The sequence below is a fragment of the Rhodoferax sp. genome, from assembly GCF_011391645.1.
Taxonomy (GTDB): Bacteria; Pseudomonadota; Gammaproteobacteria; order Burkholderiales; family Burkholderiaceae_C; genus Rhodoferax.
On the sequence record NZ_JAABQC010000008.1, the window covers coordinates 24,889 to 45,277 of the forward strand.

At 61.9% G+C, this 20,389-nt stretch carries 23 protein-coding genes; 5 read left to right on the top strand and 18 right to left on the bottom strand.

Annotated features, from left to right (window positions below):
- Window position 1: 1 nt before the first annotated feature.
- Together uraD and puuE are read right to left on the bottom strand one after the other, a co-directional pair.
- Window positions 2–1,777, bottom strand: coding sequence for a 2-oxo-4-hydroxy-4-carboxy-5-ureidoimidazoline decarboxylase (gene uraD / locus GPS82_RS02185; protein WP_296490564.1), 1,776 nt, complete (start codon window positions 1,775–1,777; stop codon window positions 2–4).
- A gap of 4 nt (window positions 1,778–1,781) precedes the next feature.
- Window positions 1,782–2,738 carry an allantoinase PuuE gene (gene puuE / locus GPS82_RS02190; protein ID WP_296490587.1) on the bottom strand — a complete coding sequence of 319 codons (957 nt, stop codon included), beginning with the start codon at window positions 2,736–2,738 and terminating at the stop codon, window positions 1,782–1,784.
- Window positions 2,739–2,810: 72 nt separating this feature from the next.
- On the opposite strand from puuE, the gene uraH reads away from it, so the two are divergent.
- On the top strand, window positions 2,811–3,164 hold the full coding sequence (gene uraH / locus GPS82_RS02195) for a hydroxyisourate hydrolase (RefSeq protein ID WP_296490565.1): 354 nt from the start codon (window positions 2,811–2,813) through the stop codon (window positions 3,162–3,164).
- A 23-nt stretch (window positions 3,165–3,187) separates the two neighbouring features.
- Here the strand turns inward: uraH and GPS82_RS02200 are convergent, their stop codons facing one another.
- Window positions 3,188–3,715, bottom strand: coding sequence for a hypothetical protein (locus GPS82_RS02200; RefSeq protein ID WP_296490567.1), 528 nt, complete (start codon window positions 3,713–3,715; stop codon window positions 3,188–3,190).
- Between the two features lie 122 nt (window positions 3,716–3,837).
- Here GPS82_RS02200 and xdhC point away from each other — a divergent pair, with 122 nt between their 5' ends.
- A complete protein-coding gene (xdhC, locus tag GPS82_RS02205) occupies window positions 3,838–4,683 on the top strand; it encodes a xanthine dehydrogenase accessory protein XdhC (RefSeq protein WP_296490589.1) in 846 nt (281 codons plus the stop codon).
- A gap of 80 nt (window positions 4,684–4,763) precedes the next feature.
- Window positions 4,764–6,005, top strand: coding sequence for a urate hydroxylase PuuD (locus tag GPS82_RS02210; protein WP_296490568.1), 1,242 nt, complete (start codon window positions 4,764–4,766; stop codon window positions 6,003–6,005).
- A gap of 140 nt (window positions 6,006–6,145) precedes the next feature.
- Here the strand turns inward: GPS82_RS02210 and GPS82_RS02215 are convergent, their stop codons facing one another.
- Entirely contained in the window at window positions 6,146–6,793 is a 648-nt protein-coding gene (locus GPS82_RS02215; RefSeq protein ID WP_296490569.1) for an OmpA family protein, read from the bottom strand.
- 141 nt (window positions 6,794–6,934) lie between these two features.
- A complete protein-coding gene (locus tag GPS82_RS02220; RefSeq protein WP_296490570.1) occupies window positions 6,935–8,002 on the bottom strand; it encodes a CDP-6-deoxy-delta-3,4-glucoseen reductase in 1,068 nt (355 codons plus the stop codon).
- A 43-nt stretch (window positions 8,003–8,045) separates the two neighbouring features.
- Here GPS82_RS02220 and GPS82_RS02225 point away from each other — a divergent pair, with 43 nt between their 5' ends.
- Window positions 8,046–9,008, top strand: coding sequence for an SDR family oxidoreductase (locus tag GPS82_RS02225; RefSeq protein ID WP_296490571.1), 963 nt, complete (start codon window positions 8,046–8,048; stop codon window positions 9,006–9,008).
- Here GPS82_RS02225 and GPS82_RS02230 read toward each other — a convergent pair.
- Window positions 8,986–10,026: a hypothetical protein gene (locus GPS82_RS02230; RefSeq protein ID WP_296490572.1), complete on the bottom strand. Its 1,041-nt coding sequence runs from the start codon at window positions 10,024–10,026 to the stop codon at window positions 8,986–8,988. The genes GPS82_RS02225 and GPS82_RS02230 overlap by 23 nt on opposite strands.
- A gap of 87 nt (window positions 10,027–10,113) precedes the next feature.
- On the opposite strand from GPS82_RS02230, the gene GPS82_RS02235 reads away from it, so the two are divergent.
- Window positions 10,114–10,923, top strand: a complete 810-nt coding sequence (locus GPS82_RS02235) for a UPF0149 family protein (RefSeq protein WP_296490574.1) — start codon at window positions 10,114–10,116, stop codon at window positions 10,921–10,923.
- Window positions 10,924–10,936: 13 nt separating this feature from the next.
- On the opposite strand, the gene GPS82_RS02240 is transcribed toward GPS82_RS02235, so the two are convergent.
- From GPS82_RS02240 to GPS82_RS02295, 12 genes are all read right to left on the bottom strand, one after another.
- Entirely contained in the window at window positions 10,937–11,425 is a 489-nt protein-coding gene (locus tag GPS82_RS02240; RefSeq protein WP_296490575.1) for a nuclear transport factor 2 family protein, read from the bottom strand.
- 10 nt (window positions 11,426–11,435) lie between these two features.
- Window positions 11,436–12,038 carry a LysE/ArgO family amino acid transporter gene (locus GPS82_RS02245; protein ID WP_296490576.1) on the bottom strand — a complete coding sequence of 201 codons (603 nt, stop codon included), beginning with the start codon at window positions 12,036–12,038 and terminating at the stop codon, window positions 11,436–11,438.
- Window positions 12,039–12,040: 2 nt separating this feature from the next.
- On the bottom strand, window positions 12,041–13,528 hold the full coding sequence (locus GPS82_RS02250; protein WP_296490577.1) for an ATP-binding protein: 1,488 nt from the start codon (window positions 13,526–13,528) through the stop codon (window positions 12,041–12,043).
- Window positions 13,525–14,178, bottom strand: coding sequence for a response regulator transcription factor (locus GPS82_RS02255; RefSeq protein WP_296490579.1), 654 nt, complete (start codon window positions 14,176–14,178; stop codon window positions 13,525–13,527). The genes GPS82_RS02250 and GPS82_RS02255 overlap by 4 nt, the downstream gene beginning before the upstream one ends.
- On the bottom strand, window positions 14,175–14,660 hold the full coding sequence (locus GPS82_RS02260; RefSeq protein ID WP_296490580.1) for a CinA family protein: 486 nt from the start codon (window positions 14,658–14,660) through the stop codon (window positions 14,175–14,177). Before GPS82_RS02260 ends, GPS82_RS02255 begins: the two co-directional genes overlap by 4 nt.
- 7 nt (window positions 14,661–14,667) lie before the next feature.
- Complete coding sequence (locus GPS82_RS02265; protein WP_296490581.1) at window positions 14,668–15,381, bottom strand: OB-fold nucleic acid binding domain-containing protein; 714 nt, start codon at window positions 15,379–15,381, stop codon at window positions 14,668–14,670.
- Window positions 15,382–15,446: 65 nt separating this feature from the next.
- Window positions 15,447–15,941 carry a phosphatidylglycerophosphatase A gene (locus GPS82_RS02270; RefSeq protein ID WP_296490590.1) on the bottom strand — a complete coding sequence of 165 codons (495 nt, stop codon included), beginning with the start codon at window positions 15,939–15,941 and terminating at the stop codon, window positions 15,447–15,449.
- A 131-nt stretch (window positions 15,942–16,072) separates the two neighbouring features.
- Complete coding sequence (gene thiL / locus GPS82_RS02275) at window positions 16,073–17,071, bottom strand: thiamine-phosphate kinase (RefSeq protein WP_296490582.1); 999 nt, start codon at window positions 17,069–17,071, stop codon at window positions 16,073–16,075.
- Window positions 17,064–19,112 carry a site-specific recombinase gene (locus GPS82_RS02280; RefSeq protein ID WP_296490583.1) on the bottom strand — a complete coding sequence of 683 codons (2,049 nt, stop codon included), beginning with the start codon at window positions 19,110–19,112 and terminating at the stop codon, window positions 17,064–17,066. Before GPS82_RS02280 ends, thiL begins: the two co-directional genes overlap by 8 nt.
- 4 nt (window positions 19,113–19,116) lie before the next feature.
- Window positions 19,117–19,518 carry a Co2+/Mg2+ efflux protein ApaG gene (apaG, locus tag GPS82_RS02285; RefSeq protein ID WP_296490584.1) on the bottom strand — a complete coding sequence of 134 codons (402 nt, stop codon included), beginning with the start codon at window positions 19,516–19,518 and terminating at the stop codon, window positions 19,117–19,119.
- 1 nt (window position 19,519) lies between these two features.
- Entirely contained in the window at window positions 19,520–19,993 is a 474-nt protein-coding gene (locus GPS82_RS02290; RefSeq protein WP_296490585.1) for a general secretion pathway protein C, read from the bottom strand.
- Complete coding sequence (locus GPS82_RS02295; RefSeq protein ID WP_296490591.1) at window positions 19,980–20,117, bottom strand: hypothetical protein; 138 nt, start codon at window positions 20,115–20,117, stop codon at window positions 19,980–19,982. The genes GPS82_RS02290 and GPS82_RS02295 overlap by 14 nt, the downstream gene beginning before the upstream one ends.
- Window positions 20,118–20,389: the final 272 nt, after the last annotated feature.

The following is a 20,389-nucleotide window of genomic DNA, read 5'->3' on the forward strand; positions in this document are numbered from 1 at the left end:
GTCATGGGTTGGTGATATTGGACATGTCAGTGGCTAATTGCATCAGCAAGTGGTTGAAAGCCTCCACTGCCAGTTGCATGTCGTCGCTGGTGGTGGATTCAAGCGGGTTGTGGCTGATGCCGGCGTTTTGGCCGCGCACAAACAACATGGCTTGCGGCATGATTTCATGCAGCTTCATGGCGTCGTGGCCGGCGCCGCTGGGCATGCGGTGCACCGGCAGTCCCAGGCTGGCCACAGCATTCTCCCAGCGCTGCTGCCAATCTGGCGCGCTCGGTGCGGCGCTGGCGCGCATGGCCTCGGTGATTTGCAAATGCACTTTGCGGCGCGCGCAGATGTCGGCCAAGGCGCTCAGCAGATCAGCTTGCAGCGCGTCACGTTGGGCATCAAGAGGCGCGCGCAGGTCGAGTGAAAACTGGCAGCGCCCCGGCACCACGTTGATTGAACCGTTGGGCACGCTGAGCTGGCCCACGGTGGCCACCGAGTCGCCGTCGCGCGCGGCACGGCGCTCGCAGGCCAGCATGAATTCGGCAACAGTGCAGGCGGCATCAGAGCGCTGGTCCATCGGCGTGGTGCCGGCGTGGCAGGCGGTGCCCACTGTCTCGCCGGTGTAACGCGCGCTGGCGTTGATGGACGTGACCACGCCCAGCGGCAGGTTCAGCGCGTTAAGCACCGGGCCTTGTTCGATGTGCACCTCCACAAATCCGAGGTACTGCGCCGCATCGCGCTTGAGGCTGGCGATGTCGTCCGGGCGCAGTCCCGCCTGTTGCATGGCGGCGCGCATCGACACCCCGTCGGCGTCCAACTGGTCAAGCCAGGCCGGATTGAAATCGCCGGTGAGCGCGCCCGAGCCCAGAAAAGTGGCCTTGAACCGCTGGCCCTCTTCTTCGGCAAAGGCCACCACCTCGATCGCAAAGGGCAGGCGTTGGCCCGCGCGGTGCAGTGCGCGCACGCAGGCCATGGGCACAAAAATGCCGAGGCGGCCGTCGTATTTGCCGCCGTTGCGCACCGTGTCAAAGTGGCTGCCGGTGAGCAGGGTTTTGCCAGGGGCCGTGGCCTCATAGCGCCCCACCACATTGCCCACGGCGTCAATGGCCACGCTGTCAAAGCCGCAGGCCTGCATTTGCTCGCGGATGAAAGCGGCGCAGGCACGGTGCGCGTCGGTCAAATAGGTCACGGTCAGTTGATCGGGTGCTTCGGAGTACTGGCCCAATTGCTCCTGCCAGTCCCACACCAAGTCGCCCAGCGCTGGTGTGACGCCAAACTTGTCGTTCAGGCGAATCTCGGCAATGCGGTGGATGTTGCGCAGGCATTCTTGCCGCTCAAAGTCGGGGTGGCCGTGCAGGCGCCGCTCAAAGGTGGCAATGATCTCGGCCCGACCCAGGCCCAGGCCGCGCGGGCCGCGCACCGCCAGGATGAAGGGCCAGCCAAATTTGGCGTTGTAGGCGGCATTAAGCTGCTGCAGCCGGTCAAATTCTTCGGCGCTGCAGTGGGTCAAGCCGGCCTTGCTTTGCTCATGGGTCGACTCGGCCGTCAGGCTCTGGCTCACCATCGCCTTGCCCGCCAGCTCCGGGTGCGCGCGGATCAGCCCAAGCTGGGCCTCGCGCGCGGCGCCGCTGACCACCTGGGTCAGGATAAATTTGAGCCGGTGCAGCGACGCAAACGGCCGTTGCGCCAGCGCGGCCTGCGCAATCCAGGGCGAATGCTCGTACAGGCCGTCGAGCAGTTGCAGTGCGTCATTGGCGCTGGCGGCATTGAGTTGTTCAAGGGTCAGGGGCATGGTGTCAGGCCTGGGTGGTGTAGGGGTGGATGGCCTGCCAGTGGCGGGCGATGTCGATGCGCCGGCACACCCACACCCGGTCATGCTGGCCGATGTAATCCAGAAAGCGTTGCAACGCCACAATGCGCCCGGGCCGCCCGAGCAGGCGGCAGTGCATGCCCACACTCATCATCTTGGGGGCGTCCAGTCCGGCCGGGTCGCCCTCTGCATAGAGCGCGTCGAACGTGTCCTTGAGGTACTGAAAAAACGGGTCAGCGTAGGCGTAGCCCTGCGGCAAGGCAAAACGCATGTCGTTGCAGTCCAGGGTGTAGGGCACGATCAGTTGCGGCACCACCTCGCCGCTGGTTTTGGCCACCTCCATCCAGAACGGCAGGTCGTCGCCGTAGTAGTCGCTGTCGTAGTCAAAGCCGCCATAGTCGGCCACCAGCCGGCGGGTGTTGGGGCTGTCGCGCCCGGTGTACCAGCCCAGCGGCCGGGTGCCCATCAGGCGGGTCAAGCTTTCCATGCCCCGCGCCATGTGTTCGCGCTCCACGGCTTCGGGCAGGTTCTGGTAGTGGATCCAGCGCCAGCCATGGCAGGCGATCTCGTGGCCCAATTGTTGGCAGGCTTGCACCAGTTCAGGGTAACGCTCCAGCGCCATGCTGACGCCAAACACCGTGAGTGGCAGGCCGCGCTGCTCGAACTCGCGCAAGATGCGCCACACGCCGGCCCGTGCGCCGTATTCGTAAATGCCTTCCATGCTGATGTGGCGATCGGGGTAGCTGGCCGGGTTAAACATCTCGGACAAAAATTGCTCAGAACCTGCGTCGCCATGCAGCACGCAGTTTTCGCCACCTTCTTCGTAGTTCAAAACAAACTGCACCGCAATGCGGGCCTGACCGGGCCAGCGGGCGTGGGGTGGCGTGGGGCCGTAACCCTTGAGGTCACGCGGGTAGGGCAGGGTGCTGTTGTAGTGGCGCATGAATTTGGGCGAAGAAGATGGCAGGCTGTGCAGCAGTGTATACACTTTGATCAAATTTTTGAGGGCTTCACCATGGGACTGAGCACGCACGTTTTAGACACCATGCACGGCACGCCAGCAGCCGGCATGCAGGTGACTTTGTACGCCACGGACGGCGACGCCTTGAAACTGCTCAAGCAGTTTGCGCTGAATCAGGACGGCCGCAATCCGGATGGGTTGCTGCTGGACGCGACTGAATTACAGCGCGGCACCTATCGGCTGGTGTTTGACGTGGCGGCGTATTTCAAGGCCAGGGGGGTGGTCCTGCCGGAGCCCAATTTTTTAAACCAGGTGAGTCTGGACTTTGGTGTTGCCACGCCCGGGCAGCATTACCATGTGCCGTTGCTGGTGAGCCCGTGGAGCTACTCAACCTACCGGGGCTCTTGATGTGGGGGATGTCCCGCAAGGTCTCACAATTGCCCTTCTGTCAGCGTATCCAACTGGAACAGGCCGCTTTTGTGCCAGAGCCAGGTGTCGGTGTAGGTGACGCGTCCCATGCGGATCGGGGCGGGGTAGGGTTCGGCAAGGCGCACGGTGCGCTCGATTTCGGCCATCACCTCGGGTGCGTGCAAGGGAGGACGCATCCAGCTGGTGCTGGTGACCCGGCCCCGGTTGTCCACCTCCACCTGCAGCACGCCGATGGCGTAAAGCAGCGGTGGCATCTTGCCTTGGTAAACCCGCTTCATATTTCGCTCATACAGGTGGCTGGCGGCATCGCGCCGGTAGTCCCGGGGCGTCACGGCTTCCGAAATGTAAGTGGGAAGCGCCACGGGCGGGGCCACCACAACGGGTGCTGGCGCGGGAGCCGGAACGGGTTTGGGGGGAGGGGGCGGCGGCGGGGGGGGCGTGCTGCATCCGGCCAGAAACAAGGCCATGATGGCAGCCAGGCGCAGACCTAGCGGGGACAATTTGAATCTGGGTAGGGCAAAAATATTCATGCTTTGTCTCGAAAATAGCGATGATCTGCGCAAACTAATTTTGCACTGTCATTGCCAAAACCGTAATGTGCCTCAAAAAACGCCAGCTCGCCACTTCTATGGATTACTTAAAAAGGTAAGTGATTGTGACAGCCGTTGAGCAGTTTATAAAGCTATTGGGCTCACAGCACGCAGTCTGGGTGACGGTGCAAGCGCATCGTGGCTCGGTGCCGCGCGAAGCGGGTGCCTGGATGGCGGTGTTTGCCAGCACCACGATCGGCAGCGTTGGCGGCGGCCATCTGGAGTGGCAAGCCACCGGCCAGGCCCGAGAAATGCTTGCCGGCCAACCTGCGGAGCGCGTGCTGCGCTATGCCCTGGGGCCGTCGCTGGGGCAGTGCTGTGGCGGCGAGGTCACGTTGCAGTTTGAGCCAGTCAGCGCACAGGACATTCCCCGCTTGCAGCGCCATTTTCTGGTTCAGCAAGCCCAATGGCCGCCAGTGGCCTTGTTTGGCGGCGGTCATGTGGCCCATGCGCTGGTGCAGTTGCTGGGCCACCTGCCGTTTCAAGTGCACTGGATCGACAGCCGCGATGGTGTTTTTCCTGAAACGTTGCCCGCCAACGTAAGCGCCGAGTATTCGGATCCGGTGCAGGGCGCGGTCGCCGCGCTGGCATCCCGGTCTCGGGTGCTGATCATGAGTTTCAGCCATGCCGAAGACCTGGCCGTGGTGGCCGCCTGTTTGCTGCGCCAGCGCGCTCGCGGCGACTTGCCTTTTGTCGGCCTGATTGGCAGTCGCAGCAAATGGGCCACCTTTGGCCATCGTCTGGCTGAGCGCGGGTTTTCCGCGTCAGAGCTGGCGCTGGTGACCTGCCCGATCGGACTGCCGGGTATTGCCGGCAAAGCGCCAGAAGTGATCGCGGTCGCAGTGGCGGCACAACTCTTGCAACTGAACTCAACAATCGACGCAGCTCCGTCATTGCGCACCGAATGAGGCAATCCATGACTTCTGAACGCATGGATTGCCACCCTTGGCTCGCAGTAGCGGGAACATGATCAAACCAAGGACGCATGATGGAAAGTTATATTTTGGATTGGCTCAACCTGCTGCTGCGCTGGACGCATGTGATCACCGCCATTGCCTGGATCGGTTCCTCGTTCTACTTTGTGTTTCTGGACAGCAGCCTGACCCCGCCCGAAGACGAAGAGCTCAAAAAACAGGGTGTCAGCGGCGAGCTGTGGGCGGTGCATGGCGGCGGGTTTTATCACCCGGTCAAATTTGCCGTCAAGCCGCCGCAATTGCCCAAACACCTGCACTGGTTTTACTGGGAGAGCTACAGCACCTGGCTCACCGGCTTTGCGCTGTTTACCGTGTCCTACCTGTGGAGCGCGAGCACCTACCTGATCGACAAGTCAAAAATGGACTGGGCACCGTGGCAGGCCATCGCCATCGCCCTGCTGTTTCTGGCGGTGTTCTGGTTGTTGTACGACCTGATCTGCCGAATTTTCGGTCAGCGTAGAAACGGCGACGCGATCGTCGGGGCACTGGTGTTTGTGCTGGTGTGCGTGGCAAGCTGGCTGGCCTGCCACTGGTTTGCCGGGCGCGCCGCCTTTTTACTGGTGGGCGCCATGCTGGCCACCAGCATGAGCGCCAACGTGGCGCACTGGATCATTCCGGGACAGCGCAAGGTGGTCGCCGCCATCAAGGCTGGCGAGCCGGTGGATCCGATCCACGGCATCCGCGGCAAGCAGCGCAGCGTGCACAACACCTATTTCACCCTGCCGGTGCTGTTTGCCATGCTCAGCGGCCACTACAGCTTTACCTACACACACCCGCAAAACTGGCTGGTGCTGATTGCGATGATGTTTGCGGGTGCCGCCATTCGCCAGTTTTTTGTCATGCGCCACGGCTACAAGCTGGGCCGCAACGGCAACCCGCTGCCTTATGCGCTGGTGGGCGTGGCGGTGATTGGCGTTGTGATGGTCTGGCTGGCTCCGCTGCCATCAGCAGAGTCGACACAGGCGCAAGCAGGGCCAAATACCCAGACGGTTGCTGATACCGGCATGGGCGGCCCCATCGGCTATGCCACGCTGCAGCCCATTCTTGCGCAGCGCTGCTACCTGTGCCACGGCGAACAAGTGCAAATGAAAAACGTGCGGCTCGACTCTGCTGCCAACGTCAAGCTGCATGCGCAAAACATTTACCAGCAGGTGGTGGTCAGCAAGCTCATGCCCATGACCAACAGCACCGGCATCTCGGAGGCCGAGCGCATGGTGTTCAAGCAGTGGTTTGAGACGGGGGCCAGCACTGATTGATCCTCAACGATCAAAGGTCGTCATCGCGAATCTCCCGTGTCCGCCCCAATCACGCACGCGGACGTTCGACATGAATTTTCATGCCGGGCTCGACCCGGCATCCAGGGAGTCCGGAATTCATGGATGGCCGCAGCGCACTTTTAACGTGCCCGCTCAGCCAAAAAGATCTCGATACGGCGGTTTCTGGCGCGACCATCGACGGTGTTGTTGTCGGCAATAGGCTCGTAGGATCCACGGCCATCAATCTGGATGCGCTGGCCGCTTACGCCGCGTGACACCAGGTAGTTGCGCGCGCTAGAAGCCCGGTTGACCGACAGCGGGTTGTTGATGGCGTCCGAGCCGGTGCTGTCAGTGTGGCCAATGATGCGAACCTCGGTGTTGGGCTGGCTGCTCAAACCTTGTGCAAACTGGTCCAGAATGGGGCGCAGATTGGACTTGATTTCGGCGCTGTTGGTGTCAAACGAGATGTCGCTCGGAATGCTGAGCTTGAGCTGGTTGTCAGGGGTTTGCGTCACAGCCACGCCGGTGCCCGCCGTTGCCCGCTCCATTTCGACCTTTTTCTTTTGCATCTGGGTGGACCAGATGTAGCCACCGAGCGCGCCCACGCCAGCACCAATGGCGGCCGACTTGCCGCTGTCGCCAATGGCAACACCAGCCAAAGCGCCCACGCCAGCACCGATGGCCGCGCTGCGCTGCGCGTCCGACATGTCGGCACATCCGGTGAGCAGCACAATGGCTGCGCTCAGGCTGGCGATCACGGGGCGGCTGCTTGATATCAAGGTTTTCATGGTGGTTCCTTCAGAATTGTTGGTAAACGCAATTTATACCAGCAAGTACGCTGTGTGTGACGTGCGGTGGCGCACATACGCGTCAAAATGTAACAACACGTTGAGAATCCGCACGGTTTCAAGGTGCGGTGCCAGGGGCTGTCAGGATGTCGCAGCGCTTGCTTCGTCCACCTTGTCGGCCTCGGAGGTGAACGCATCGGCATAAAACTCGTCTTCTGGCAAACCTGCGCGCAAATAATCAGCACGCGCCGAGTCCACCACAATGGGTGCGCCGCAAGCATAGACCTGGTGGCCGGACAGGTCTGGCAGATCTTGGAGCACCGCGCGGTGCACAAAGCCCGTGCGCCCGCGCCAGTTGTCCCCGGGCAGGGCGTCTGACACCACCGGCACATAAAGCAAATTGGGCATTTCGGTCATCCTGGTCGTGACCCACTCGTTCATGTAAAGATCAGCAGGACGGCGACCGCCCCAGTAAAGCCTCACCTGGCGTTTGATGCCTTTGAAGTGCATGTGTTCGATGATCGCCTTGATCGGCGCAAAACCCGTGCCCGAAGCCAGCAGCACGATCGGCTTGGCGCTGTCCTCGCGCAGGTAAAAGCTGCCGTAAGGGCCCTCAATGCGCAAAATGTCGCGCTCTTTCATGGCCCCAAACACATGGTCGGTAAATTTGCCGCCGGGCATGTGGCGAATGTGCAGCTCCAGCCCCTGGCCAATCAGGTGCGGCGCGCTGGCCATGGAGTAACTGCGGCGCACACCATCACGCAGCAAGAACTCAATGTACTGGCCGGCATGGTAGGCAAACACATCGTTGGCGGGCATTTGCAGCTTCAAGATGATGACGTCGCTGGAGGCTTTTTCAAGCGTGGTCGCGCGCACCGGCATTTTCTTGATCGCAAAAGCCCCTTCCAGCGTGACCTGGCGCGATTCCAGCACCACGTCGCTCTGTGGGCTGGCGCAGCAGGTCAGCACAAACCCCTGGGCTTCTTCGGCATCACTGAGCGCTTTGCTCTGGTGCGCGCCCTGCGCCACTGAGCCGCCGGATATCTTGCATTTGCAAGAGCCGCAAGCGCCGTCCTTGCAGCCATAGGGCAGGTTGATGCCCTGCGCAATCCCGGCTGCCAGAATGGTCTCGCCGGCGGCCACGGTAAATGTGCGGCCGCTGGGTTCGATGGTGATGTGAAAAACATTTGGGCTGGCGCTGCCGGTCATATTCTGGTTATCCTCAAAGCTTCAAATTCAAAAGGAGTCGATTTTGCCTGCATTGCGAAGCCCACATGCGCTCCTGTACGCCACCCGCCCCGGCGCCTTGCCCGCCCGCTTTCGGCGCGAACGCGTGCTGCTGGTCGGTTGTGGCGATGTCGGCGTGCGCGTGGCCCGCGACTTGGGCCAACGCGTGCGGCTGCTGGCGCTCACCACCGACGCCTCGCGCGTGGCCGGGTTACGTGCTTTAGGCATCACGCCGCTGGTGGGTAATCTGGACAAACCCGACAGCCTCAAGCGCTTGAGTGGTCTGGCCACAAGACTGGTCCATCTGGCGCCGCCCCCCGGCAGCGGCGGCCAGGACCCGCGCACCCGAGCGCTGCTGCAGGTGCTGCGAAGGCGCTCCCATTTGCAGAGCTTGGTGTATGGTTCCACCAGCGGTGTTTATGGCGATTGCCAGGGTGAGGTGGTCACTGAAAACCGAATGCTCAACGCCGCCACCGCCCGGGCGCAGCGGCGCATCGATGCCGAGCAGCGCATACGCCATTTTGGCCGCGTCAGCGCGGTGCGGGTCAACACCCTGCGCATTCCGGGCATCTACGCGCCTGACCGCGAGGGTGGCACCCCGCGCGAGCGGCTGCTCAAAGGCACGCCGGTGCTGCAGGCCAGTGACGATGTGTTCACCAACCACATCCATGCCGACGATCTGGCGCGCGCCTGCATTGCCGCCCTGTGGCGCGGCCTGCCCGGACGGGTTTACAACGTCAACGACGATACCTGTCTGAAGATGGGCGACTATTTTGACCTGGCCGCTGATTTGTATGGCCTTCAGCGCCCGCCGCGGGTGCCGCGTGACACCGCCACGGCGCAATTGCCGCTGATGCTGCTGAGTTTCATGAGCGAGTCACGACGCCTGGACAACACCCGGCTCAAGTCCGAGTTGCGCGTGGCGCTGCGTTACGCCACCGTGGCGCAGGGTTTGCAGGCAGGTGTTACTGCCCCGTCCTCATCGTGAATGTAATTTGGGGAAAAGCTGTCAAGCCAACTTTGCCGTTCAGGGTGACCTCGTAGTCTGTGTCGGGGTTCAAGGCAACGGTGGGAATCACGAAGATTTCGTTGGGGGTGATGTAGGGTTGGCCATCAACGGGGTCCTTGTTGGGGTCATTGCTGCTGGATAAAACCACGAAGGGGACGGTTGCGCCACCGCGGGAGATTCTGCTGCTGAGGGCGTTGACAGTGATGGTTTGTGGCGCATCCACCTTGAGGTAAATGGGCGGACCCACGAGCGCATTGGCATAGGCCGTTCCAATGAAAGGGTTTGGACTTTCGTTGGCTGGGTCAAAGGCAGGCGGAATGTCGCTGCTGTTCTGGCACGGGTAGGTGGCCACTTTGCCGGTGCCCAGCGTGATGCGTCTGCCGGCGTCTTCGAAACCGTTGAGCGAGCCAAAGCGGTATTCCTCGCGCCAGGTTGTGGCATTGATCATGGTCGTTTTCAAATAAGCGCCAAAACCCACATCTGCGCCTTCATACATGGCGCCCGACAAGTGGTACACCGTGTTGAGCAGGCTTCGCATGGAGTCAGCGCCGCGCACCTGCATGGTCGGAAAAGTTGGCGCGCTGGTGTAGTCCCATACGGTTGCCTCCAGTATTTCAGCCAGTGCCGCATAGTTATAGCCCTGATAAACCGCGCGATCCCAAGGGTAGACGCCGGTGAAGCCGGCAACGCCGCGCGTTTCCAGATGGCTAAGCACCGAGTCGCCAGTTGCGAATGAAAGATCAACAAGGTACTTTGAGTGGCTCAAGGCGGCTGCATCAAGCTTGGCGTTTCGGGTCAATCTTACGAGGGGGTCCGACCCGTCAAAGCCGCACAGCGTGCGGGCTTTGCTCAACACTTCCCAGGCGCCCAGTTCAGCCGAGCCTGGCGCATAGCTCGCGGGCACCACCGGCGCGGAGTCTCCGCCCCCGCCCCCGCCGCAAGCCACCAGGCTCAGGGAGAGGATCAGGGACAAGGAAAAAATACCTGGTTTTGTCATTGCGTTTGCACCTCTGGTGGTCGTTGGCAAAGGATAAACCATTCAAGCAGAGCAAAATAGCGCTATTCACACTTTTTACGCCTGTACATGACAATTATCACGACGCCAGCACCTTCCGATTCCGAAGCCATTGCTGAAACCCTTCAGTCTGCCGACTTCGACGAACTCGACACCATTCTGGATGACCTGCGCACGCGTTTTGACGAAACCCCGCAGTGGGAGTTTTGCGAGGGCTTCATGGCCGCGCTGGTGTGCTGCCGCCGGGTGATCGGCCCGAGCGAGTATTTTTCGGTGCTGCTGGACCTGGAGGACGACAGCGAAACCCCGTTGTTTGCCGACGGAGCCCAGTTCAAGCGCTTTTTTGACCTGTGGATGCGACGCTGGAACGAGGTGGCCATGGCCCTCAGCGCCGATGTGGAATCGCTCGACGATGAGCGCGCCTACCAGCCCGAGGTGATGGACCTGCGCGGCGCCATTGCCGCCCTGCCCGAGGAGCAGCGCGCTGAAATGGGCGATGCGCCGATCCCCTCGTTCGGCCAGATCTGGGCCATTGGTTTCATGTATGCGGTGGAAAGCTGGCCCGATGAATGGGCGCCGCCACGCGACAAGGACGCCGCCAAAGTGCTCGATGCCGCGTTGGAATGTATGGTCGCCGTGACCGAGGACGACACCGACCCGCCCACGGTGGCCGCGTTCGACGAAGACGGTGTGCCCACCATCAGCGAGCAGCGTCTGAATGACTTTGCCGATGCCCTGTGGGCGGTGTATGACCTGCGGGAGCTGTGGCGCAACATCGGCCCGCGCGTGGAAACCGTGCACGCCGATCCCAAAGTGGGACGCAACGACCCCTGCCCCTGCGGCAGTGGCAAAAAATACAAAAAGTGCTGCGGCGCCTGAGCGCACCGCCACGTCAAGGATGTTTGGCCAGGTACTTGGCCAGCGCGGCGTGGGTTTGCACACGCATCTGTTTGCGGAAATGCGGCGCCCAGCCCAGCACCCATCCGCCCATGCCCAGTGCCTGGCGCGACCAGCGCCAGAAGTCAAAGCGGTCGGTGTGGCTGGCAATCAGGCCTTGCGGGGTAAACGTGAAGTCAGACTCGATGATGTTGTGAACCAGCCGGTTTGACACGCTGAAGCGGTAATGAGCTTCCCAGTGAACGTGGCCGGCATGCTCGTCAGCGCGCACGTCCCTGTATTCAAGCCGCCAGTCGGCGCGGTTTTTGGCCAGCGTGGCGGCGCACAGCATGTGCCACATGCCGCTGATCTCGCGCTTCCCTTTGAGCGAAAACGCCGGATCGTCAAAAGTGGCATCTTCTGCATAGCAGGCAGCCATGGTGTCGGCGTCGAGCGCGGCAAAGGCGTTGTAAAAGCGGGTCAGGGTGTTTTCGTTTGAATTCATGGGGGTGACTTTAGCGCCAACTCGGTAACAGCATCGCCGCCAGCGTCCACATGGTCAGCGCAATCAGAGTGTCGAGCACGCGCCAGGCCCGCACGGTGGCAAAAAGCGGCGCCAAAAATCGTGCGCCAAAACCCAGCGTGGCAAACCAGCACAGGCTGGCGCTGGCGGCGCCAAAGCCAAAGATCCAGCGCTCAGGGTCGGGTCGCTGGTTGGCAATGGCGCCGAGCAGCACCACGGTATCAAGGTACACATGCGGGTTCAAAAAGGTAAAGGCAAAGCAGGCGGCCAGTGCTGCCGCCAGTGTCGTTCCGCCACTTTTGCCAAGTGGCATCGACTTGCCCTGCCAGGCGCGCCGCGCTGCCAGCACACCATAAGCCGTCAAAAACAGGGCACCACCATAGCGTGTGAGGCTCATCAGGGTGGTGTTGTCGCGAATCAGCAGGCCCGCCCCGCCTATGCCCGCCAGAATCAGCAACGCGTCGGACAGCGCACAAAACAGCACCAGGGGCAGCACATGCTGGCGCAAAATGCCTTGGCGCAGCACGTAGGCGTTTTGCGAGCCGATGGCCACAATCAGTGCCAGTCCGGTGGCAAAGCCTTGGGCAAAATCCATGCTCAGGCGGCAAAGTGCAGGCGCACGGTGAGGCCGCGGCCCTGCAGGCCCTCGGACAATGTCAGGGTGGCCTGGTGCAGGTCTGCCACACGCTTGCAAATGGCCAGCCCCAGCCCGGTGCCGGGCTGACCTTGCTCGGCGATGCGGAAAAAGCGCTCCAGCACCCGGTGCCGCTGGTCGGGTGCGATGCCCGGGCCGTCGTCGCTGACCGCCAGTTGCACCCCGGTGCCTTCGGCCTCAAGTGAGATCACGATGTTGCCACCGCGCTGCGTGTAATGGATGGCGTTGTCGACCAGGTTGGAAAGCAGCATGGCCAGCATGTCGGCGTTGCCGGTGATCGGTGGCAGATTGGGCGCCGCATTCAATTCCAGGCTTTGCTCGCGCTGCAGGGCCAATGGGGCCAACTCGGCGCAAATGGCTTCAGCAATTTTGTCGATGTGGAGTCTGTGAAATTCTGGGCTGGCCTGCTTGGGGTCGAGCCGCGCCAGGGTCAGCAGCTGATTGACCAGGCGAATGCCGCGCTCCACGCTGTGCTGCATTTGCTCAAGCGCCTGCTGGTGCGGTGTCTCGGCCTGGGTATGACGCGCGGTGTACAACTGGACCTGAATCGCCGCCAGCGGAGTGCGAAGCTGGTGGGCTGCATCTTCCGTGAAGCGGCGCTCGTTGTCCAGGGTTTCCCCCATGCGGGTGAGCAGGTCGTTCAAGGCCGTGACGATGGGTTGCACCTCGTCAGGCACACTTTGGGGATCGATCGGTGTCAGGTTATCAGGCCGTCTTTTGGTGATTTCCCGGCTCAGGATGGCCAGCGGATGGAGCCCTTTGCGAATGGAAAACCACAGCAAAAAAAACAGCACCGGCAGCCCGAAAGCAAGCGGTGTGGCAGCGTCGATGACCAGGCCTCGCACCAACTGTGCCCGGAAATCATGCGGCTCTGCGACGATGATGCGCACACTGTGGGTGGTGTCGTGAACATGGTAGTTGCGCCAGCCTTTGCCCTGCTCGTCCACACTGTCCGAAAACCCCATTTTTGTGGTCATGATGTCCAGCGGTGCGTTGTCCGAGCGAAACAGCAGCATGCCGTTGTCGCGCCACAACTGGTAACGCAGACTGCTGCCGTACAGCGTTTTCCTGGAGCCGGGCGGTCGCGCAGTGGGCTGGGTTGCCGGATTTTGTGGCGCGCTGCCCTGCAATGTCCGGTTCTGGAAAATCGTCGCACGGCTGGGCAATTCAGGCCAACTGTTAAAGAGCTGGTCAATCTCGGCCGATGACATGGTGGTCGGGAAGAAGGTGTTGTCTTCATCCGGGTCCATCATCTGCAAAAATGCCTTTGCCGTGTGTGCCAGGTGAACATCGTAAAGTTCGTTGACCTGAGCGATGTGGTCCCGGGTGGAAAGGATGCTCATCACCGCCCAGAACAGAAAGCTGACCACCCCCAGCGCCACCAGCAGGCGGTGGCTGAGGGTGATCTGTGAGCGACCGATGACGGTCATGGCTTGGTTAAGGTGTAGCCCACCCCGCGAACCGTTTTGAGGTTGGTTTCGCCTATTTTTTGGCGCAGGTTGTGGATGTGGACTTCAAGCACATTGCTGTCGCTGCTGCGGCTTGAGCCGAATACGGACTCTTCAAGCCGGCTGCGTGAAATGACTTGCCCGGCGCCCTCCATCAGCACCCGCAACAAGTCGAACTCGCGGTTCGACAGGTTGAGCAGCTTGCCGTCTTTGGTGACCACCAAGGTGTCCGAGTCCAGCGTCAGGTTGCCGACACAGATACGCCCCACGTAACCCGCCCGGCGCACCAGCGCGCGCAGGCGTGCAATCAGCTCGTCCATGTCGGTGGTCTTGACCAGGAAGTCGTCGGCACCAGCCTCAAAACACATCACCTTGTCGCGGGTGGTGTCACGGGCCGTCAGCATCAGCACCGGCACGGAACTGCCGTTGGCCCGAAGTTGTTTCAGCAGGGACAAGCCGTCCAGGCCCGGCAGGCTGATGTCCAGCACCGCGATCCGGAAAAAAGACTCGGTCAACAACTCAAGCGCGGCCCGGCCATCGGTCACCCAGTGGGCATCGAAACCGGCGTTCTTGAGGGCGGCCTGCAAACCCGCCCCCATCATCAGGTCATCTTCAACAATCAACAGCTTCACGATTGAGCTTTCCTCTGGATGAGTTCTGTCAGGCGGGCCAGGGCATGCTGCACCGTGGCCTGGCGCACCGCCGCGCGGTTGCCGGGAAAGTGCTGCAACTCGCTGGTCACGCCCAGGGGAGTCGCCCAGGCGAGCCACACGGTGCCCACCGGCTTTTCGGCGCTGCCGCCGGTTGGGCCGGCCACACCCGTGACGGCAATGGCCACCTGGGCACGCGAGTGCGCCAGCGCGCCACTGGCCATGGCGCGTGCCACGGCCTCACTGACCGCGCCATGGCGGTCGATCAGCGCGGCATCAACGCCCAGCAACTCGGATTTGGCTGCGTTGGAATAGCTGACAAAACCACGCTCGAACCAACTGCTTGAACCCGCCAGGTCGGTGCAGGTGGCGGCAATCAGGCCACCGGTGCAGCTTTCAGCCGTGGCCAGAAACCAGCCCTTTTGCAAAAGCAGCCGCGCCAGAAGGGCGCACTTGTCAAGCATCAACAGCCTATTGTTTAACAGGGGTCAGGGTGGCATCTTCAATCAGTACTTTGTAGCTGTAGCCAGCACCAAAATCCTTGTCATTGCGCACCACACCTGAAACCGCCACCAGGTCGCCCACCTTGGCGGGCGCCGCGGTGGTGACCAGGATGTCGTTGTCGCCCTTGGCTGATGTGCCTGACCCGTCACGCAGATGGACCCAGTTTTTGCCCATGATGCTGGCGTTGTACTTGACGACCTGACCGTTGACCCTGACCGGCTTGTCCTTGAGCTGCGTGGCTTTGCTCACGACATCGGCCACGGTATAGGCGTTGGCGCCGCTGGCCTTGGCGACCTTGACCGCGGCGCTGTCTGCGGCGTTGGCCATGGCCATTTTCGGGGCCGCTACGCCCTGACCGGCGCCAGCGCCGGCGAGTGTGCCAAAAATGATGGTCGGGAACGTTTTCTTGAGCGATTTGCTCTCGAAGTCGCTCATCACCATGGGATTCTCGATCGTCACCATGGCGCCCTTTTTGACCGCCGCAGTGCTGACTGCCGCCCAGGTTTCGCCGTCCTTGGTCTTCAGTCGCATGTAGGTGTAGATTTCAACGTCCTTGACCTCCAGCACCTCGCCGCTGACCGTGCCTTTGGCGAGTGGCTTGGTGGACATCGGGCCGGCTGCCCAGGCAGAGGCGGTGAGCAAGGCGGAAAGGATAAGACTGCCAGTAAATAGCTGTTTCATGGGGTCGGTTCGGTTGAGTATAAAAAGCAAAGCATAGCAGCCGGCTGAAAAGCGCGCAGCAAGCCCTACCAGGATCGCCACATGGCAATCACCAGCAGGGTGCAAAAAGCGGCCACCAGGTCGTCGAGCATGATGCCCCAACCGGCCTTGCGCCAGGCAGCCGGGTCAGTGCTGGGGTCGACATGGTGGTAAAGCTGGTCGGCCCAGGCCACCGGGCCGGGCTTGACGGCATCAAAAAAGCGAAACAGCGCAAAGGCTGCCAACTGGCCCCAGAATCCGGTCGGACCCACCAGCCAGAGCACCAGCCAAAAGGCGGCAATTTCGTCCCACACGATGCTGCCAGGGTCAAGCGTGCGCATGTGTCTGGCGGTGACCGTGCACACCCACCAGCCCGCCAGGATGCTGACGGCAATGAGACCGCCCCATTGCAATTCAGTCAATCGGTGTTGCAGCAGCACAAACAGCGCCCAGGCCCACAGCGTTCCCATGGTGCCGGGAGCTTTTCGGCTGAGGCCGGAGCCAAAACCCAGCGCCATCACATGGGCCGGGTGCGCCATCATGAAATGGCCGCTCGGGGCAACAGGTCCCGGCGGCCTCTCGGCCTGGGCTGCGGCGGGTGTGGCTGAATGAAAGGCAGACTCTTGATCAAGCATGACCAGATTATCAAGCTGATCCCGGGGAGCACCCCGCTTCAGGCAAAGTGGTCAAACGAGGCGTAATGGTCGGGCAGCGCCAGACCCTGATCATCGACCAGACGCAAACCTGCGCCAGCCTCGATGTGGCCGATGCAGTGCACTGGCGTCTGGCTGGCCAGCGCGGCGGCCGCCACGGCGGCGCGGTGCCGGGGCGGCGCGGTGAAGAGCAACTCGTAGTCGTCGCCGCCGCACAAGGCCAGTGCGCGCCAGTCCTCCAGCACCAAATCGGCGCCCGCCTGGTTTTTGGGTTTTGTAGTTTGAGCGCAACAGGCGATGGTTTTGACAACCTGATCGACCCGCACGCGGGCACCCACCCCAGAGCTTTCCAGAATATGGCCCAGGTCGCCTATCAGGCCGTCGCTGATATCGATGGCGGCTGTGGCGATGCCACGCAGGGCCAGGCCCAGCGCCACGCGCGGCGCGGGCCAGTCAAGCCTGGCCCGCGCTGCGGTCAATACATCAACGGGCACGGTCAATTTGCCTTGCCGCACGCTCAGCGCCAGCCGGGCATCGCCCAAACTGCCGCTCACATAAAGGTCATCACCGGCTTTGGCGCCACTGCGCAGCAGGGCCAGGGATCGGCCATTGACAACCGGCACTTCGCCAAACACCGTGATGCAGATGTTGAGTGGCCCGCAAGTGGTGTCACCGCCAATGAGTTCGCAGTCAAACGCGTCGGCCAGTTCAAACAGGCCCCGGGCAAAGTCCGCCAGCCATGGTTCGTTGACCTCGGGCAGCGCCAGTGCCAGGGTGAACGCCAGCGGTTTTGCGCCACAGGCGGCCAGGTCGCTCAGGTTGACCGCCAGCGCCTTGTGGCCCAGGCTGTGCGGATTCACGTCGGCAAAAAAATGGCGTCCCTGCACCAGCATGTCGCATGAGATGGCCAACTGGCTGCCGGGGGTGGGCTGCCATAGCGCGCAGTCGTCGCCAACCCCCACAGCCGCGTGGCGCGGCGGGCGTTTGAAGTAACGCGCGATCAGATCAAACTCACCCATGTGTCACGTCTTTCGCTTGCTCAGCCGCGCGCGGAGGCCAGAAAAAGCTGGCCAGGCGGGTGCGAATCCGGTGGCGAATGGTCTGGTAGATGCGGCTGCGATCGACACCGCTGACGTTATGCGCCCTGAGTGCCAGCATGAAGGCGAAATAAAAACTCACGCCCACGTTGAGCGCGCCGGTGATGGCAATCCCGGCCACGCACCACCAGAACGGACTGCTGTAAAAGATGTCGGGCCCCAGGCTGGCTGCGGCTGCAGCGAGTTGCCCGGTGGACAGCGTGACGTGGCGCACCTCCAGCCCAAGGCCAAAAAACGCCGCAAAAGCGGGCACCAGCCCCAGCATCATGCCAAGCGAGACATTGGCCGCCAGTCCCGAGATGTTGTGGCGCATGAAGCTGGCCCAGCGGTCGGCCCTGGCGTGGCCCAGCGCGCCGGTGAACCTGGGGTTGTAGCGAATGGCCGAGTCCAGCCGGTGCAGCACAAACCAGTTCTCGGTCCAGCCGGCCATGATGCTTGAGGCAAACAACAGCACACCGGTCAGGGCGGCAAACAGGGCGGTGGGCCCGAGCAGGGTGAGGTCTTGCAAAACGTGCTCGGCCACCTTGGCGTCGATCATGGGGGTACCGAAGGCCAGCCACAGCCCGGTGCTGATCAACAACACCGCGGGGGCCACCAGCGCCAGGTTGCCAAAAATGGCGGCCACCTGTGAGCGCACCAGGTGCGCCACCTCATCGACAAAACCTTCAACGGCGCCCGGTGCCCCCAGTTCCTTGAGCTTGGCGGCCATGGCGGGGGCGGTCATGGCGGGTTGTTTGGTGGCCACGGTCCAGTGCAGCAACTGGATCAGCACGAAGCTCAGAGCATAGTTGAGGCCGGCGTAAAAGCCGCCCCAAAAGGCCGACAGGCTCATCGAAAGAATCAAAAATTTGATCAACGTGGTGACGGACATGACGGCTCCGCCGCCTGCGGCATCACGCAGCATCCGCATGTATTCGGCCCGGGTGCGGGTGATGTAGTGCTCACCGGTCTCGGAACTGCGCTCAGCCACCTTGGCGGCCAGCATCGACGAATTGGCGGCAATCAGCGCGCGCACGCTGCGCCGCTCGTGCCCCACCTGCACCAGATGGGCGAACAACTCTGTCGTGTGACGATGGGGGTGTTCCGACATCAGGCAATCGAGCAGGGTGCGCACGCGCAGTACCCGGCTTCGCAACTGGCGCAACTGAAACACCAGATTGACCGATATGCCGTTGCTGTCGAGGTGGGTGTAGACCGATGCCGCAGCGTGGCGGCAAGCCTCCAGGCGGTTCAGAACCTGCTGCATGGCAGCCTGACGGGCGGGCGAGGGGAGCGTCGGATCGATCAAAAAAGCCGCTTGCAGCGCAATCACGTCGCTGTCGAGCGCATGGAAGGGCGCGGTCTCGCGCGCGGGAGTGCTCATGCGCAGGCGCAACTCGGGAGAAAAACCGGTGGAACGGATTTGACCTGTGCAAAGTGTCAGCGCTTCGAGCAGCGTGGCTTGCCATGGTGTCACCTGGCTTGGCCCGATCTGTGGCACCCAGGCGCAGATGCCGTCGGTCATGTGCGCGCAGTCTGCCTGCAGCAACTCTGCCAGACGCGCCAGCGTGGCATCATCCAGCGCAGTGAGCCAACGCGCATCGAATGGCTGGCACAGCACCAGCGAAAACAGGCTGGCGGCATCGGCCGTTTCAGGCGTGCCGGGCAGCCATTTGAGGTGCAGGCGTTCGCCCAGTTCACTGGCAAAGGCGCTGCGAGAAGAAAAGCCATAGTCGGCCAGCAACGAGGTTGCGTCCACTGTGACCAGCAGCTTTTGCCACCAGGCTTGCAGCTTGGCACGCGTCTCGGGGCGTTGTTGCAGGGTATCGAGCAACAGGCAGACGCGCGCCACCGCGCCGGGTACCGAATCGCGGTTGCCGCGCACCCAGCCAAGCAGATCAATCAGCCAGAGGTGGCGGTGCGCCAGGTCGGCGCGCGGGTCAAGGGCATCAAGCAGTTCGGAAAGGTCGGGTCTGGTCGCCATGGGCTTAATGCAGGGTGCGCGTGCCACCGCTTTCACTCAGGGCATCGAGCACGAACATGGGCACATCCACATCGAACTTCTCACCGTCTTCTGCGACGCAAAAAAAGCTGCCGTGCATGGTGCCTGTGGGCGTTCGCAGGCGTGTGCCGCTGGTGTACTCAAAGGTTTCTCCGGGTTGCAGCAAGGGCTGCTGCCCCACCACACCCAGGCCCTTGATCTTTTCATGATGACCCAGGGAGTCGTTGACATTCCAGGTGCGGGAGATCAGCTGTGCTGCCACCCGGCCGGTGTTGCGAATGGTGATGGTGTAGGCAAAAAAATACTGGCCTTGCTCCGGAGCTGACTGATCAGCCAGGTATCGCGGGTTGACCAGAACCTGGAATTGGTGGCGGGGGGTGGTGGTCATGTTACTGGGGTTTGATGGTGGCAAGCGGGGGAAGCTCCAGGGAGATGGCAGCCGGGGCCTGCATGCTGGAGGCGAGCACCGCCCCACGCTTTGACACGGATTGCAACAGCAGGTCATCAGACAACCTGTCGCCCACTCTGTAGGGTTTTGCGGGTGCGTCATCCATGGCGATCAATGCGCTGCCGAGCCCGTTGCCTCTGCCTTGGGCGATGACGCCCATGAGTTTGTACTTTCCAGCGGGATTGACTTCAGGTTCTGACTCGCTGTCGCCGACTGGGGTGGCGCTGGCACCCAGCAGTTGGGCCACCCGGCCGGTGTCAATGGCCTGCGGGCCGAATCCCCGATCGCTGGCGGGCGGCATGCTGACCGGCTCGGACCAGCGCAGGCCCCAATAAACGGCGCTGGCCGCCGCCAAAGCCGCCAATAGAAGCGTGCTCAGACGCGCAGGCCAAACGGACCGGTCAATGGTTGCCATGGGAATCTGTTGTGGAGTTGATGAAGCTGCCCGATTTGCCGCCGTGCTTCTCCAGCAGCCTGATGTCGGCCATGACCATGCCACGATCCACGGCTTTGCACATGGCGTTGGTGACGGGAAGCATAATAAAAAATACTTATAAATCAACAGATTGCAAGAATTAAAACAATGCAAGTAGCATCAATTTTGTCGAGTTTCTACAATTGAGTGGGCCAAAATTGGGACAAAACGCAAGGCAATAATACATTAACGAACCGCGCCAAATATCGGGGATGGAGTTCAAGGTTTTCGCAGCCAAAGCATCCCGCAATAGAGCCGATCAGCTGCTGACAGCACTCACTTGCGCTGTATTGCCGTGGACGCAGCCTTGGCTGTTTTGGTGGCTTCTGGCGGGGT

Coding starts and splice junctions, on each gene's coding strand:
- uraD (WP_296490564.1), bottom strand. CDS start 1,777: ATGCCCCTGACCCTTGAACAACTCAATGCCGCCAGCGCCAATGACGCA.
- puuE (WP_296490587.1), bottom strand. CDS start 2,738: ATGCGCCACTACAACAGCACCCTGCCCTACCCGCGTGACCTCAAGGGT.
- uraH (WP_296490565.1), top strand. CDS start 2,811: ATGGGACTGAGCACGCACGTTTTAGACACCATGCACGGCACGCCAGCA.
- GPS82_RS02200 (WP_296490567.1), bottom strand. CDS start 3,715: ATGAATATTTTTGCCCTACCCAGATTCAAATTGTCCCCGCTAGGTCTG.
- GPS82_RS02210 (WP_296490568.1), top strand. CDS start 4,764: ATGGAAAGTTATATTTTGGATTGGCTCAACCTGCTGCTGCGCTGGACG.
- GPS82_RS02215 (WP_296490569.1), bottom strand. CDS start 6,793: ATGAAAACCTTGATATCAAGCAGCCGCCCCGTGATCGCCAGCCTGAGC.
- GPS82_RS02220 (WP_296490570.1), bottom strand. CDS start 8,002: ATGACCGGCAGCGCCAGCCCAAATGTTTTTCACATCACCATCGAACCC.
- GPS82_RS02230 (WP_296490572.1), bottom strand. CDS start 10,026: ATGACAAAACCAGGTATTTTTTCCTTGTCCCTGATCCTCTCCCTGAGC.
- GPS82_RS02235 (WP_296490574.1), top strand. CDS start 10,114: ATGACAATTATCACGACGCCAGCACCTTCCGATTCCGAAGCCATTGCT.
- GPS82_RS02240 (WP_296490575.1), bottom strand. CDS start 11,425: ATGAATTCAAACGAAAACACCCTGACCCGCTTTTACAACGCCTTTGCC.
- GPS82_RS02245 (WP_296490576.1), bottom strand. CDS start 12,038: ATGGATTTTGCCCAAGGCTTTGCCACCGGACTGGCACTGATTGTGGCC.
- GPS82_RS02250 (WP_296490577.1), bottom strand. CDS start 13,528: ATGACCGTCATCGGTCGCTCACAGATCACCCTCAGCCACCGCCTGCTG.
- GPS82_RS02260 (WP_296490580.1), bottom strand. CDS start 14,660: ATGCTTGACAAGTGCGCCCTTCTGGCGCGGCTGCTTTTGCAAAAGGGC.
- GPS82_RS02265 (WP_296490581.1), bottom strand. CDS start 15,381: ATGAAACAGCTATTTACTGGCAGTCTTATCCTTTCCGCCTTGCTCACC.
- GPS82_RS02270 (WP_296490590.1), bottom strand. CDS start 15,941: ATGATGGCGCACCCGGCCCATGTGATGGCGCTGGGTTTTGGCTCCGGC.
- thiL (WP_296490582.1), bottom strand. CDS start 17,071: ATGGGTGAGTTTGATCTGATCGCGCGTTACTTCAAACGCCCGCCGCGC.
- GPS82_RS02280 (WP_296490583.1), bottom strand. CDS start 19,112: ATGGCGACCAGACCCGACCTTTCCGAACTGCTTGATGCCCTTGACCCG.
- apaG (WP_296490584.1), bottom strand. CDS start 19,518: ATGACCACCACCCCCCGCCACCAATTCCAGGTTCTGGTCAACCCGCGA.
- GPS82_RS02290 (WP_296490585.1), bottom strand. CDS start 19,993: ATGGCAACCATTGACCGGTCCGTTTGGCCTGCGCGTCTGAGCACGCTT.
- GPS82_RS02295 (WP_296490591.1), bottom strand. CDS start 20,117: ATGCTTCCCGTCACCAACGCCATGTGCAAAGCCGTGGATCGTGGCATG.